The sequence below is a fragment of the Desulfurispora sp. genome (assembly GCF_052744395.1).
Window position 1 is genome coordinate 1 of sequence record NZ_JBRAJI010000018.1, and the last position, 13,987, is coordinate 13,987.

Genomic DNA, 13,987 nt, shown 5'->3' on the forward strand with positions numbered 1-13,987 from the left:
AAATATCGCAGAATATCAATGGTTTTTAAAAATTTATTTCACGGATTCAGGTATAAACTAACAGACCGTGCCCGCAACGCGGCACGGCCTGCACCAGCACTACTCCTGCACACAGGTTACCCTGGTATACCCGCAAATCTCACAGCACCAGATCACTGCTTCCTGGCAGTTGACAAAGTCCAGATCGTATATGTCCACGATCATCTGCGGGCTGGCGGTTTTTACCGGTATCAGCCGGCTGCGGCAGTTTACACAAACCAATCTCCTGCTCACCCCTGTAGTGATGATTTTCACTTACTGCTATATTACCACAATGCCAGTCCAATGGCAAATGTGGTTCAACCCACCATGATCATAAACACCCGGCAGGCCGGGTCCTGACGCAGCTGGCGAACCAGTTCGGGCATTTCCCGGGCCGGATTCATATCGCTCAGCCGCACTGCCAGAAAACCTTCCCAGCCGGCATGGTAGCTGAAAGGCTCCTGCGGCCAGAGCACACTCTCCCGCCACTGCAGCGGCCAGTATTCCTCAAAAGCGCTCACCAGCTGCTCTATATTATCCGCATCAGCAGGCACCGGCCAGTAGCCCGTGATCTCGCCCCCGGCGAGAATGCGCCGGTCGTCATTTCACCCCGACTCGTAAAAGTATATGGCTACTTTGCGGGCCAGCCCCAGGGCCGCCTGCACCGCCTGCCCGTCCATGGTGGCAAAAGCCACCGGCAGACCCCGGACCTGGATCTCCAGGGCCCGCTGCCAGGACCGGCAACCCACCGCAGCAAAAATCACCGGCTGCAAATTCATCACTCTCCCCCAAATATACCCGTCAGTAACGTTATCTAACATGCTATAATAAAATAGTCTAAGTTAACAATATTTTCAGGAGAAGTTTTTTATGCACTGGAAAGATCTGCTCAGCCGCCTGCCCGGTTTGCTGATCCCGGCCGGGCCAAACACCGGCCGGCTGCTCATCGACGAGGAGCAGTACTATCACGCCGCCGTGCTGCTGCCCCTGCTGCGGTACGACAGCGGAGAGCCGGCCGTGCTTTTTGAGGTGCGGGCGGCCGAATTAAACCGCCAGCCCGGCGAAGTCTGTTTTCCCGGCGGCCGCCTGGAGCCGGGCGAACCGCCCCACCTGGCCGCCCGGCGGGAAACCTGTGAGGAGCTGGGCATAGCGCCGGAACAGGTGGAGATACTGGGTGAGCTGGGCCGGCTGGTCATCCCCTACGGCATACTGCTGCACCCTTATGTGGGCATCATCCACACCGCCGACTTGCGGCCCGCCCGTCAGGAGGTCGCCGAGGTGTTCACGGTTCCCCTGCAGCATCTGGCCGAAAATCCGCCCGGCATTTCCCGCTTTGAGGTGGCCACCCGCTATGCCGCCGACTTTCCTTTCCACCGTATTCCCAGCACCTACGGCACGGGCTGGCAGAAAAGAGCCGCTTTTCCCATGTACTATTTTACATACCGGGATTACTTTATCTGGGGCTTCACTGCCAAAATCCTCTTTCATTTCTGCCAGCTGCTCTGGCCCGCCCATCCGGTCTACAGTAGGAGGAGTTAAAAAGTGCTGAAACTGGTACTATGTTTAACCAAACCGGCCGGTGCCAGCTGCCGCCACATGCTTTACCAGGCCCTGTGCCTGGAGGAGGAGTTCGCCGGTCAGCTGGAAGTGGTGCTGGATGAAGTGAGTGCCGCCGATCTGTCTACCGACCTGTCCCTGCGGCCATATTATGTGCTGGGCGACCAGGTGATTGGCAAAACCGCCACCCTGGACAAACTGCGGGAAATTATCCGCCAGAAGCTGTCCGCCCAGCTGCCGGAAACCATCAAGGTGTCCCAAACCCTCAAAGTTTTTTGAACTCCTGCAGGATAAAACCAGGCCGCGGCGAAATCCAATGAACAGAATAATTACACCTGCAGGAGGTATCTTGTTGTGAGTAAAAAGATCGCCATTATCACCTGCGCCAAAATCCGCGACATCCACTGCATGGCCTGCCTGAAATGCTTCAAGGCTTCCGAGAAAAAAGACGGCGAATTTGCCCGCTACGATGACGATGTGCGCGTGGTGGCCATGTTTGGCTGCGGCGACTGCCCCGGTCTGGTCATGCCCAAATCCCAGCTGGTGATGGAAATGGCCGACTACCTGGATGTGGACATCGACGCCATCCACCTGGGCACCTGTATGGTCAAGGCCAACCAGACCGCTGCCTGCCCCATCAACCTGGAAAAAATATCCCAGATGCTGCAGAACAAGTTCGGCAAGCCGGTGGTCATCGGCACCCACAATTACTAATTTTCCACACCCGGCCCGGCCGGCCCGGGACAGGGCTTTTTTCAGCAACCAGGTTTTTTCAGCCATGAATAAAAGCACGGCAGCCTGTTCTGCCGTGCTTTTTTGTATTACTGTTCAGCCTGGCGGCGCAGCCCCAGCACCTCATCCCAGATCAGATGGGCCAGTTCCAGCTTGTCCATTTGCGGCACATCCTGCACCCGGCCGTCGGCGTAGAGCAGCTTGACTATGTTGGTATCACTGCCGAAACCGGCTCCCGGCACGGTCACGTCATTGGCCACAATCAGGTCCAGGTTTTTGCGGCGCAGCTTTTCCGCGGCGTTTTGCAGCAGGTCGCTGGTCTCGGCGGCAAAGCCCACCAGGGTAACACCGGGACGCTTGTGCCGGCCCAGCTGGCCCAGGATGTCCGGGTTTTTCTCCAGCTCCAGCACCAGCGCTGCCTCGCTTTTCTTAATTTTGTGTTCCGCCACCCGGGCCGGGCGGTAGTCGGCCACGGCGGCTGCTTTGATCACCACATCCATCCGCTCGTAAACGGCCAGCACCGCCTCCAGCATCTGCCGGGCGGTTTCCACTCGCACCACCTCTGCTCCCGGCGGGGGGATCAGAGCGGTGGGGGCGGTCACCAGGGTCACCCGCGCGCCGCGCTGCAGGGCGGCCTGCGCCAGAGCATAACCCATTTTGCCCGAGCTGCGGTTGGAGATGTAGCGCACCGGATCAATGGGCTCCCGGGTGCCGCCCGCCGTCACCAGCACCTGCAATCCGCTCAGGTCGCCCTGCGGCTGCAGCAGCCGGCAAATTTCCTCCAGAATCACGGCCGGTTCCGGCAGCCGGCCCTGGCCCACCGTGCCGCAGGCCATGCGCCCGCTGGCCGGTTCCAGGATGTGATAGCCGTAAGAGCGCAGTACCTGCAGGTTTTTCTGCACCGCCGGATGCCGGTACATGGCCGCATTCATGGCCGGGCAGACCAGCACCGGACAGGTGGCGGCCAGCGCGGTGGCGGACAGCAGGTCGTCGGCCAGACCGGCGGCCAGTTTGGCCAGCACGTTGGCGGTGGCCGGTGCAATTACCAGCAGGTCGGCCCGGCTGGCCAGATCAATATGGGGAATGGCAAAGTCCGGCGATCCGGCAAACAGATCCTGGTGAACCGGGTTGCCGGTCACCCCGGCGAAGGTCACCGGTCCCACAAATTTTGCCGCGGCGGCGGTCAGTATAACGTGCACCGCGGCACCCCGGGCAGTCAGTTTACTGGCCAGATCGGCCACCTTGTAGGCGGCAATGCCGCCGCTGACCCCCAGGGTAATCTGTTTCCCCTGCAGCATCATCACTCACATCCGTTATTTAATGCCCTGTCTGGTACGGCGGTAGGCGATCCGGCCCGCCATGATCTCTTCCAGGGCCAAAGTTACCGGCTTTTTTTTCACCGGCTGTTCCTCACCGTTTTTTTCGCTGTCCCGGCGCTCGGTCAGCATCCGCGCTCTTTTGGCGGCGACCACCACCAGCGTGTAGCGGCTGTCCACTTTGTCCATCAGATTGTCCAGACTGACCTGGTTCATGCTGCATGCTCCCCCCACGCTAAGGATTTTTCCAGCCCGCGGGCAATCTGTTTCTTACCGTCCGGCATTTCTCCGCCCTGATGATGCAGGCCACCGTTTCCACCGCCGTGGCCAGGTGGTCATTGATCACCAGATAGTCATAGCGGGAGATCAGTTCCAGCTCACCCAGCGCCACTCCCAGGCGCTCTTCCACCGCCCGGCTGTCTTCCGTACCGCGCCCCAAAAGGCGCTGCTTGAGGGTCTGCCAGTCGGGAGGAAGCACGAAAATCAGTACGGCGGCCGGATAAGCCTGCCGGACCTGCAGTCCCCCCTGCACATCGATCTCCAGCACCACATCGCGTCCCTGGGCCAGCATGGTTTGCACCGGCTCGCGCGGTGTGCCGTAGTAATTGCCCAGATAGGTGGCCCACTCCAGAAAGCCGCCAGCCAGCATGCGCTCCTCGAAGTCTTTCCGGCTGAGAAAGTAATATTCGCGCCCGTGCTCTTCGCCGGCCCGGGGCGGCCGGGTGGTGGCCGAAATGGACAGGCTGACCTGGGGATAGCGCTGGCAGAGATCGCGGCAGAGCGTGCCCTTTCCCGCTCCGGACGGGCCGGAAATTACCAGCAACAAACCTTCCGACATGGGTTATTCGTCCTCTTCACCATTGTGGTCATGGCTCTGGCTGGCTCCCACTTCCCTGGTGTACAGGCGATGGGCCACGGTCTCGGGCTGGACGGCCGAGAGTATTACATGCTCGCTGTCCGTGATGATCACCGCCCGGGTGCGGCGTCCGTAAGTGGCGTCCACCAGCATGCCCCGCTCGCGCGCATCCGAGATGATCCGTTTGATCGGGGCCGATTCCGGACTGACAATGGCCACAATCCGGTTGGCCGACACGATATTGCCAAAACCAATGTTAATCAGTTTAATCTCCACGTCTTCCACCTCAATCTTTGCTACTCCAGGTTTTGCACCTGTTCGCGGATTTTTTCCAGCTCGCTCTTGATTTCCACCACGGTGCGGCTGATCGGCAAATCAGATGACTTGGAGCCAATGGTATTAACTTCCCGGTTCATTTCCTGCAGCAGAAAATCCATTTTGCGCCCCACAGTCCCCTCCTGGTTCAGGATGACTCTGGCCTGCTCCAGGTGGCTGAAAAGGCGCACCAGTTCCTCGGTGATGCTGCAGCGCTCGGCATACAGGGCCACTTCCTGCATCAGGCGCTGCTGATCGGGCAGATTGTCCGGCAAAATCTCGGCCAGACGCTGTTCCAGGCGCTGGCGGTATTCGTCCACCACCAGCGGGGAGCGGGCCTGGATTTCCCGGGTGTAACCCGCCACCAAATCAAGGCGCTGCAGCAAATCAGCCCGAAGTTTATCTCCTTCCACGCGCCGCATTTCCAGCAGCTGCTCCAGCGCGCCCCTGACGGCAGTTTCCAGTACACCCCACAGTTCCTCCACATCCACTTCGGGCTCAATCAGGCTGAGCACTCCCGGACGCGAAAAAAGGTGCTCTGGCTCAATTGAGGAAGATATACCGAGCTCTGTCAGGGTTTCCCTCATTGCCTTATAATAAGCCGCCGCCAGTTCTTTGTCAACTTGCACGGCGGCATTTTTTTCCCCGATGTCTTCTACGGAAATATAGCCATCCACCCGGCCCCGGGCCACGGTCTGCAGAATCATGCGGCGGGCCCTTTCTTCCAGCACCAGGGAATTGAAATTGCGGGGAAAACGCAGGTGCACCTCCACATAGCGGTGGTTGACGGTTTTCAGTTCCACCACAAATTTTTTGCCGCACCCGCTGGCCTCACCCCGTCCATAACCAGTCATGCTGTAAGGCAATTGCATCACTCCAGTTTATATGATCAATTTTCCGGTACAGTGACGGTCCCGCGGCAAAGAAAAGTGCAGGAATTTAGAACAAACCATACTTCCTGCACTCCCGTTTCAGAAAATTATTTTATCCCTGCCAGCAGGGCGGCAATCCTTTCCAGGCCCTGCGCAATCTTTTCCATAGATGTGGCATAGGACAGACGGATAAACCGGTCATCACCAAAGGCCACACCCGGCACCAGGGCCACTTTGGCTTCCTCCAGCAGAAGATCAGCCAGGTCGGAAGCGTTTTGCACCACTCTGCCCCGGTAAGACTTACCGAAATAGCTGCTCACATTGGGAAAGAGGTAAAAGGCTCCCCCGGGCTGACGGCACTGCACACCGGGGATCTGGCGGATTTTCTCCAGCATGAAGTCGCGCCGCCGGTTAAACTCCACCAGCATTTCCTGCAGCGGCTGCTGGGTGCCCGTCAGGGCAGCCACACTGGCGGCCTGGGCAATCGAGGTGGGGTTGGAGGTGGAGTGGCTCTGCAGGTCGGCCATGGCTTTGGCCACAGCCGGCGGCGCCGCAGCATAGCCAATCCGCCAGCCGGTCATGGCATAGGCCTTGGAGACACCGTTGATCACCACGGTCAGCTCCTTGAGCTCGGGGCTCAAAGCGGCAATGCTCACATGCTCCAGCCCGTCGTAGAGCAGTTTTTCATATATTTCATCAGAAATAATGACTATGCCGTGCTTGACCAGCACCTCGCCCAGCGCCGCCAGTTCCAGCCGGGTATACACCGACCCGGTGGGGTTGGAGGGGCTGTTCAGGATGATCAGGCGGGTGCGGGGGGTAATGGCCGCTTCCAGCTCAGCCACCGTAAGTTTAAAATCGTTTTCCTGGCGGGTGGGCACAATCACCGGCTGCGCTCCGGCCAGTTTAATCTGCTCCAGATAGCTCACCCAGTAAGGTGCGGGCAGGATCACTTCATCGCCAGGCTGGCAGAGCACCTGAAAGGCATTGTACAGCGAGTGCTTGGCACCACAGGAAACCACTATCTGGCCCGGCTGGTACTCCAGGCCGTTGTCCTGCTTGAATTTGTTCACAATGGCCTGCTTGAGCTGGTCGGTGCCGGCCACGGCCGTATATTTGGTCATGCCCTTTTGCAGAGCTTCTATAGCCGCATCTTTGATGTGCTGCGGGGTATCGAAGTCGGGTTCGCCCACGCCAAAGTTGATCACATCCAGCCCCTGGGCGATCATTTTCTTGGCTTTGGCATCAATGGACAGGGTGGGAGAAGGGCTGATGCCCAGGGCGCGTTGTGCCAGGTTCATTTTATATGAGTCCTCCTTGCTGAATGATCATGTTTCCCCCAAATCTATTCTTAATGCAGCCGGTGGGCCGTTCCAGGGCCAGGTCCGCACCGGCTGCTAAAAGCTGACCGGCCCGATATGCTTCTTCAGGCGCTCCACCGCCTCTTGCAGGCGAACGGTGGGCAGGGTCAGAGACATGCGCACATACCCCGCCCCGCTGGGACCGTAGCCCGTACCGGGCGTGAGCACCACGGCGGCCTTTTCCAGCACGGCTTCGGCAAAACTTTCCGATGTGTAGCCCCGGGGCACGGGCGCCCAGATGTAGAAAGTAGCCCGCGGCTTCTCCAGCTGCCAGCCCATTTCATTCAGGGCGTCCACCAGCAGGTCGCGCCGCTCCTGATAAACCTTTTGCATCTGGAAAACAAAGTCCTGGGGCGCGGTCAGACCGGCCATGGCGGCATACTGCACGGCCTGAAACTGCCCGGAATCCAGGTTGGACTTGAGCCGGCCCAGCGCTTCCACCACAGCCGGATTGCCGGCGGCCCAGCCGATGCGCCAGCCGGTCATGTTGTAGGCTTTGGAGACCGAGTTGAACTCTATACCCACTTCGCTGGCTCCGGGGAACTGCAAAAAGCTGGGCGGCCGGTAGCCGTCGTAGGAAACCTCGGAATAGGCCGCGTCGTGGCAGACCAGGATGTTGTATTCCCGGGCGAATTCAATCACCCGCCGGTAGAAGGCCTCGTCGGCCACCGCGCCGGTAGGGTTATTAGGATAATTGATGAACATCATTTTGGCCTGCCGGGCAATGTCGGCGGGGATGGCCTCCAGATCGGGCAGGAAGCCGTTTTCCCGGGTTAAAGGCATGTAGTAGGGCCGGGCACCGGCCAAAATGGCCCCGCCCGCGTAGACCGGATAACCCGGATCGGGCACCAGCACAATGTCCCCCGGATCCAGGTAGCACCAGGAGATGTGGGCAATGCCTTCCTTGGAGCCAATCAGGGAAACCACCTGGGTTTGGGGATCCAGTTCCACCCCAAAGCGCTGTTTGTACCAGTCAGCTACTGCCTGCCGGTAGGAGAGCAGGCCCACGGAAGAAGGATACTGGTGATTCTCGGCCACCCGGGCCTGGCGGCAGAGCTCATCAATGATATAGTCGGGTGTGGGCAGGTCGGGGTCGCCGATGCCCAGGCTGATGATATCCACCCCGGCCGCTCTTTTGTCCGCAATCAGCCTTTCAATACGGGCAAACAAATACGGAGGTAGATTTTTGATGCGTTGCGCTTCGGCAAAGGGCAAGTTTGCTCATCCTTTCCTGCTAGATTTCCATTGGCCAGGCGACCGGCCAGGAGTGATATGACTGCGGCCAGTGTCAGCTACCAGCCCGCCCCTACACGCCGGGCAGCAGAGGATCGGTGTAATTGCCCGTAAATACAGCAGTGGCCGGTCCGGTCATATAGACACGCCCGTCATCGGCCCAGTGGATGTCCAGCGCTCCGGCCGGCAGGTTGACCCGGACACGCCGCCCGGTCAGGCCGTTCAAACTGGCCGCAACAGCTGTGGCACAGGCTCCGGTGCCACAGGCCAGGGTGGAGCCGGCGCCCCTTTCCCAAACCCGCATGCGCACCTCATCCCGGCCCAGCACCTGCACAAATTCCACATTGGTTTTGCGGGGAAAAGCCGGATGGTTCTCCACCTGCGGCCCCCATTCGGCCAGAGGCACCTGCGCCACATCGGGCACAAAAATCACACAGTGCGGGTTACCCATGGAAACGCAGGTAACTCTGAACTCCTGACCGGCGGCAGCCAGCGGTTCGTCCACCACCCGGCCGGCCGGTCCCTGCATGGGAATCTGCCCCCGCTCCAGACGGGGCTGGCCCATATCCACCCGCACGCCGCTGACACTGCCGTCGGGCGCAAGGACTATTTCCGGGCGCATGATGCCAGCTCCGGTCTCCACCTCCAACAGCCGCTTTGGCACCAGACCCTGGCTGTAGAGGTACAGGGCCACACAGCGGATGGCATTGCCGCACATTTCCGCCTCACTGCCGTCCGAATTGATGATCTGCATCCGCACATCGGCCGTTTTTGATGGGCGCAGCAGCACCAGGCCGTCCGCCCCGATCCCGAAGTGACGGTCGCAAACCCGCCGGGCCAGACCGCTCAAGTCGGCTTCCCGGCAGGGCGGTTCGGGCTGCCCCAGCCAGTTGACCACGACAAAATCATTGCCCAGACCATGCATTTTGATAAACTGCAAACTCGTGCCACCCCTTGTTCATAAAGAAAGACAGGACAGGCCGGCGCATGGACAACCCCGCCGTCCTGCCTGCTTTTTCCGGCTTGACATCCCTTTACTTTATTCATTAAAAATAGCCCGTTTCCTGCTTAATTATGTCCTTTTAGACCCGCAGATACATAATTTTTTCTCTCAGGCGTTTTTGCAGCATTTTGTATACTGTACCCAACAGAAGCGACAGTGCGGTCACCAGCAAGATCAACCCCCACTGGGCGGCAGGAAGGGGCACCACATGGAAAAGCCGCTGCAGCAGAGGAACATAGTTCACCAGCAACTGCAGTGCCGTGGAAACCCCTACCGCCAGCAGCAGGTAGGGATTGCTGGTCAGGCCCACTTCCCAGATACTGTGATGCTCCGAACGGCAGCTGAAAACATAGAACAGCTGGAAGAAAACCAGTGTATTGAAAGCCATGGTGCGGGCCAGATCCAGCTGGTGGGTTTGATACCAGGCCAGGACAAAGATCAGCAGTGTGCCCGCGGCAATCAGCATGCCGCTGCCCAGAATCCGCCAGCCCAGCCCCCCGGCAAAGATGCTCTCCCGCGGCCGGCGGGGCGGCCGGTACATGATGTCCCGGTCGTAGGGATCCATACCCAGGGCCATGGCCGGCAGGCCGTCGGTAACCAGGTTCATCCAGAGGATCTGCATGGGCAGCAGGGGCAGCGGCAGGCCGGCCAGCACCGCCACAAACATCACCAGCACTTCACCCACATTGCAGGACAGCAAATAGCGGATGAATTTGCGGATGTTGTCATAAATCCCCCGCCCTTCTTCCACCGCGGCCACAATGGTGGAGAAATCGTCGTCGGCCAGCACCATACCGGCCGCCTCCCTGGTCACATCGGTGCCCGACTGGCCCATGGCAATGCCGATATCGGCCTTTTTCACCGCCGGCGCATCGTTGACACCGTCCCCGGTCATGGCCACCACGTGGCCGTTTTCCTGCAAAGCCCGCACAATGCGCAGTTTGTGCTGCGGTGACACCCGGGCGTACAGGCTGACTTTATCGGCCCGGGCACTCAGCTCCTGATCGGATAGTCGGTCCAGTTCCTGTCCGGTGAGAATCTGATCTCCCCGTCCCAGCAGCCCAATTTCCTGGGCTACCGCCTGGGCCGTCAAACTGTGATCCCCGGTAATCATCACGGTCTTGATACCAGCCCTACGGCACAGCGCTACCGCCCCGCTCACCTGGGGCCGCGGTGGATCGTACATGCCGGCCAGACCCAGAAAGACCATCTCGCGCTCCACAGTATCCGGCGAATACTCCCCTTCCCCGGACGGCAGCGGGCGCCAGGCAAAAGCCAGTACGCGCAGGGCCGCGGCGGCCATCTCACTGTGCTGTTGGATAATTTCTTTCCTGATTTCATCGGTGAGCGGGACTATCTGCTCACCCCGGCAGACCTGGGTGCACAGCTCCAGCAGTACATCGGGCGCCCCTTTGGTGTAGGCCACCGGGCCGGTCTTTTCCCGCACCAGCACGGTCATCCTCTTTCTTTCCGACTCAAAGGGCAGCTCGGCCAGGACATCTTCCGGCTGGAGCAGCTTTTCCCGCCAGTAGCCACAGCGGGCCGCCATCACCAGCAGCGCCCCCTCGGTGGGATCGCCCTGCACCTGCCAGCCATCGGCCATTCCGGCCGCCCGGCTGCGGAAAAAGCCGCCTATGGACAGTCCGCCCTTTTTCAGCAGCGCATTGTTGCAAATTGCCGCCGCCTGCATTAACAGCTGCCAGTCCCGGCCTTCCCGTCCCTGCAGCAGTTTTACCCGGCCGCGCGGCTCATATCCCTGGCCGGTGATTTCGGCCCGGGTGCCGCCCGCCGTCACCACCTGCCGCACCTGCATCTTGTTCTGGGTGATGGTACCGGTTTTATCCGCGCAGATCACCGTGGCACAGCCCAGCGTTTCCACGGCCGGCAAACGGCGCACGATGGCCTGGCGGCGGGCCATGCGCTGCACTCCCACCGCCAGCACTACAGTAACAATGGCCGGTAGCCCTTCAGGAATAGCCGCCACCGCCAGGCTCACCCCGGCCAGGAACATATTGTAAAGCGGCGCCCCCCGGTAAACCCCCAGCACTACCACAGCAGCACAGATCAGCAAGCAAAAGGCCACCAGGTAGCCACCCAGCTGCGCCAGCCGGCGCTGCAGGGGCGTGGACTCCTGCTGCGTCCCGGCCAGCAGGCGGGCTATCTGCCCCATTGCGGTAGCCAGCCCGGTAGCCACCACCACCCCCCGGCCGCGCCCCCGGGTGACCATGGTGCCCATGAAGGCCATATTGCGGTGCTCACCGGCTCCGCTGCCAGCGACCGCCGGGTCCTTGCGCACAGGCATTGACTCGCCGGACAGAATGGACTCCTCCACTTCCAGCTGCGCCGCCTGCAGCAGCCGCAAATCGGCCGGCACCCTGTCCCCGGCCTCCAGCAGGACAATATCGCCCGGCACCAGGCGGGCGGCCAGAATTTTTTTCTCCATACCGCCGCGCAGTACCCGGGCTTCGGGGGCGGTCAATTTCTGCAGAGCGGCTAGAGACTTTTCCGCCCGGTATTCCTGCAGCACCCCCAGCGCGGCGTTTAGCACCACAATCAGCAAAATGGTCACTGCATCGGCATATTCGCCCAGCAGACCGGATATGGCGGTAGCGGCCAGCAGCACCAGCACCATGAAATCCCTGAACTGGTGGAAAAACATCTGCCAGAGGGGGACACCCTGCTGGCGGGGCAGATCATTGGGACCCACCTCCCGGTAGCGGGCCTCGGCCTCTTTTTCCCCCAGGCCCTGGGCCGGGTCCACTGCCAGCAGGCGAGCCACTTCCCCACCGGTAAGCGTATGCCATTGACCGGGCATAGACCAACACTCCTTTATTTACCATCATTTGCCTGTCAAAATAATGTTTATGCCTGTCCCTCCAAAAAATAACCTCCGGTTGTCCACCGGAGGCTGTCAGGGTCCAAAACATAAGCGCAGGCATATGCTGCCGTCAGTTCCAACGGCAAACACCAGGCCGGGATAAGTTTCAAGATTTAATATAGCGCACATTGATATGCGACCAGGGCAGCCGGATCAAATCGCCGGGAACATAGACCTTCTCCCCGGCATCCACGGCAATAATACGAAAGGTCACCCCGGCCGCTTCCACCTTTTCCACCCGGGCGTACTTGGCATAGGTGTCACCCGGCCACAGGCGCACCCGCTGCCCGGGCACCAGATGCACGCCTCCCCTGCCATAGCGCACAGCCGACTCACTCCCGCACCGTCTGATTTTTCACCGACCAGTTATCTAAGATGAACCGCCACTGATCACACATACCCGCTGGGCCATTTTCTTGGCCCGGGTGGAAGCCAGACTGGCCGCATTGATGATTTCACCCAGCAACTCATCAGCAGAACCCCGGCCGCCCCGGCCGGCCCAGTGGCTCACCCCGGCGCTGCAACTTAGCTGCACACCATAATCCCAGCTCTTCTCCCGGCATTGCTGAATAATCCGACGGGCCAGAAAAGCCGCCGCATCCAGGGTGCGGGATGTCAGAATAACAAACTCATCGCCGGCATAGCGGGCCAGTTTGTCTGTATGCGGGTCAATGGTTTTTTGCAAAAAAGCAACAAAGCTTTGCAGCAACCGGTCGGCCTGCACATGCCCGATACTTTTATCAATTTGACCAAAGTTGTCCAGGTCGAGGAAAATAACCGAAAACGGCTGCCGCTTTTTCAGACAATTGCCGGCAGCGAAATAAACATAGGGTAGCCTGGGAATACCGGTCAGCCAGTCAATTAATGTAGCCTGCAATACCCGCAGCTCATCCCGGGTAACCATGCCCACCAACCGGTCACCCTGAACCACGGGCAATTTTTCCACACTCTTTTCGGTAAATAGCTGCAGGGCTTTCTCCAGAGTATCATCCGGAGTTACGCACAGCGGGTCTGCCGTCATGGCGTCGGCCACCAAACGGTTGGGGTGGGCGTTGCGCACATCGCGGGCGGTAATGATGCCCACTAGGCGTCCATCTTCCAGCACCGGCAGACAGCTGATGTTGTGCTCATCCATCAGCCGCACAGCAGACGCCACGCTTACCCCGGAATCCACAGTAATAACCTGTGTGTTCATCAAATCGGCTACCATCATGACAGATCCACCATCTTGCTGACCAGAATCTCAATATTGACCTGTACTCTTAACACGCTGTCCACCGTCCCCACCCGGGACCCCTCGTCCAAAAGCAGAGCCAGCAGTTTATCCTGGGGCATCAAGTTCAGCAATATTTTACGGATAACCACCGCTTCAAAGACTTCGTGATCAATGCGCAGAATCTGGTACTGCTCTGGTGAAAGGGCATCCACCATCCGCCGGGCCGCTTCCGGGCCAATGGGCGCCCGCCGGCCCACCAGCAGGGCATCCTGCATGGGCGGGATCTCAAACTCGGACAGGCGCAGGCGCACCTCGGCGGTACGGTTGGCCGGTTGTTCAAAAATTTTACTAGTTCCGCCAACAGACACTCTCTCGACATCCTTTTTATTATTTAGATATTATTTTCCATATTACTAATTTATCATTTTATCTAAAACTCTGGCAATATCCAGACTGTAAACACCCATAATTTTAACAATATTACCATTGGTTATTTTAAAATACTGTCATGATAATTAGTAACATTAAACTGTTCGAAAGATAAGCTCAAACAGGTTGACACTCGCCGGAAGGAAATATTATACTGACCTCGCACTGGCTGTAAACCGCCCGTCCGGCTGGCGGCAA

18 protein-coding genes are annotated in these 13,987 nt (G+C 59.3%); 3 read left to right on the forward strand and 15 right to left on the reverse strand.

Features of this window, described 5'->3' with window-relative positions:
- Positions 1–99 precede the first annotated feature (99 nt).
- The 3 genes from ACUVTU_RS06470 to ACUVTU_RS06480 form a co-directional block, all read right to left on the reverse strand.
- Complete coding sequence (locus tag ACUVTU_RS06470; protein ID WP_445889143.1) at positions 100–261, reverse strand: hypothetical protein; 162 nt, start codon at positions 259–261, stop codon at positions 100–102.
- A gap of 77 nt (positions 262–338) precedes the next feature.
- Positions 339–575, reverse strand: a complete 237-nt coding sequence (locus ACUVTU_RS06475) for a hypothetical protein (protein ID WP_445889144.1) — start codon at positions 573–575, stop codon at positions 339–341.
- A 51-nt stretch (positions 576–626) separates the two neighbouring features.
- Complete coding sequence (locus ACUVTU_RS06480; RefSeq protein WP_445889145.1) at positions 627–800, reverse strand: hypothetical protein; 174 nt, start codon at positions 798–800, stop codon at positions 627–629.
- A gap of 91 nt (positions 801–891) precedes the next feature.
- Between ACUVTU_RS06480 and ACUVTU_RS06485 the strand changes: the two genes are divergently transcribed.
- The 3 genes from ACUVTU_RS06485 (at position 892) to ACUVTU_RS06495 (ending at position 2,292) form a co-directional block, all read left to right on the forward strand.
- A complete protein-coding gene (locus ACUVTU_RS06485) occupies positions 892–1,560 on the forward strand; it encodes an NUDIX hydrolase (protein WP_445889146.1) in 669 nt (222 codons plus the stop codon).
- A gap of 3 nt (positions 1,561–1,563) precedes the next feature.
- The gene (locus tag ACUVTU_RS06490; protein ID WP_445889147.1) at positions 1,564–1,857 is read left to right on the forward strand and encodes a hypothetical protein; all 294 of its coding nucleotides are present in this window, start codon (positions 1,564–1,566) and stop codon (positions 1,855–1,857) included.
- A 75-nt stretch (positions 1,858–1,932) separates the two neighbouring features.
- Entirely contained in the window at positions 1,933–2,292 is a 360-nt protein-coding gene (locus tag ACUVTU_RS06495) for a CGGC domain-containing protein (RefSeq protein ID WP_445889148.1), read from the forward strand.
- Between the two features lie 107 nt (positions 2,293–2,399).
- Here ACUVTU_RS06495 and coaBC read toward each other — a convergent pair whose 3' ends face one another.
- The 12 genes from coaBC to ACUVTU_RS06555 all read right to left on the reverse strand — a co-directional run bounded on the left by coaBC (position 2,400) and on the right by ACUVTU_RS06555 (position 13,728).
- A complete protein-coding gene (gene coaBC, locus ACUVTU_RS06500; protein ID WP_445889149.1) occupies positions 2,400–3,608 on the reverse strand; it encodes a bifunctional phosphopantothenoylcysteine decarboxylase/phosphopantothenate--cysteine ligase CoaBC in 1,209 nt (402 codons plus the stop codon).
- Positions 3,609–3,623: 15 nt separating this feature from the next.
- Positions 3,624–3,842, reverse strand: coding sequence for a DNA-directed RNA polymerase subunit omega (gene rpoZ, locus ACUVTU_RS06505; protein ID WP_445889150.1), 219 nt, complete (start codon positions 3,840–3,842; stop codon positions 3,624–3,626).
- A gap of 19 nt (positions 3,843–3,861) precedes the next feature.
- Positions 3,862–4,464 (reverse strand): guanylate kinase, encoded by a 603-nt coding sequence (gmk, locus tag ACUVTU_RS06510; protein WP_445889151.1) that lies wholly within the window; start codon positions 4,462–4,464, stop codon positions 3,862–3,864.
- Between the two features lie 3 nt (positions 4,465–4,467).
- Positions 4,468–4,758, reverse strand: coding sequence for an extracellular matrix/biofilm regulator RemA (remA, locus tag ACUVTU_RS06515; protein WP_445889189.1), 291 nt, complete (start codon positions 4,756–4,758; stop codon positions 4,468–4,470).
- Positions 4,759–4,778: 20 nt separating this feature from the next.
- Positions 4,779–5,663 (reverse strand): YicC/YloC family endoribonuclease, encoded by an 885-nt coding sequence (locus ACUVTU_RS06520; protein WP_445889152.1) that lies wholly within the window; start codon positions 5,661–5,663, stop codon positions 4,779–4,781.
- A gap of 113 nt (positions 5,664–5,776) precedes the next feature.
- The gene (locus ACUVTU_RS06525) at positions 5,777–6,970 is read right to left on the reverse strand and encodes a pyridoxal phosphate-dependent aminotransferase (RefSeq protein WP_445889153.1); all 1,194 of its coding nucleotides are present in this window, start codon (positions 6,968–6,970) and stop codon (positions 5,777–5,779) included.
- Positions 6,971–7,066: 96 nt separating this feature from the next.
- Positions 7,067–8,245: an LL-diaminopimelate aminotransferase gene (locus ACUVTU_RS06530; RefSeq protein WP_445889154.1), complete on the reverse strand. Its 1,179-nt coding sequence runs from the start codon at positions 8,243–8,245 to the stop codon at positions 7,067–7,069.
- A 91-nt stretch (positions 8,246–8,336) separates the two neighbouring features.
- Entirely contained in the window at positions 8,337–9,203 is an 867-nt protein-coding gene (dapF, locus tag ACUVTU_RS06535) for a diaminopimelate epimerase (RefSeq protein ID WP_445889155.1), read from the reverse strand.
- A gap of 142 nt (positions 9,204–9,345) precedes the next feature.
- Positions 9,346–12,081, reverse strand: a complete 2,736-nt coding sequence (locus tag ACUVTU_RS06540; protein ID WP_445889156.1) for a calcium-translocating P-type ATPase, SERCA-type — start codon at positions 12,079–12,081, stop codon at positions 9,346–9,348.
- Between the two features lie 169 nt (positions 12,082–12,250).
- Positions 12,251–12,469 (reverse strand): hypothetical protein, encoded by a 219-nt coding sequence (locus ACUVTU_RS06545; protein ID WP_445889157.1) that lies wholly within the window; start codon positions 12,467–12,469, stop codon positions 12,251–12,253.
- Positions 12,470–12,514: 45 nt separating this feature from the next.
- Complete coding sequence (locus ACUVTU_RS06550; protein WP_445889158.1) at positions 12,515–13,357, reverse strand: GGDEF domain-containing protein; 843 nt, start codon at positions 13,355–13,357, stop codon at positions 12,515–12,517.
- Positions 13,354–13,728, reverse strand: coding sequence for a hypothetical protein (locus ACUVTU_RS06555; RefSeq protein ID WP_445889159.1), 375 nt, complete (start codon positions 13,726–13,728; stop codon positions 13,354–13,356). The genes ACUVTU_RS06550 and ACUVTU_RS06555 overlap by 4 nt, the downstream gene beginning before the upstream one ends.
- Positions 13,729–13,987 lie beyond the last annotated feature (259 nt).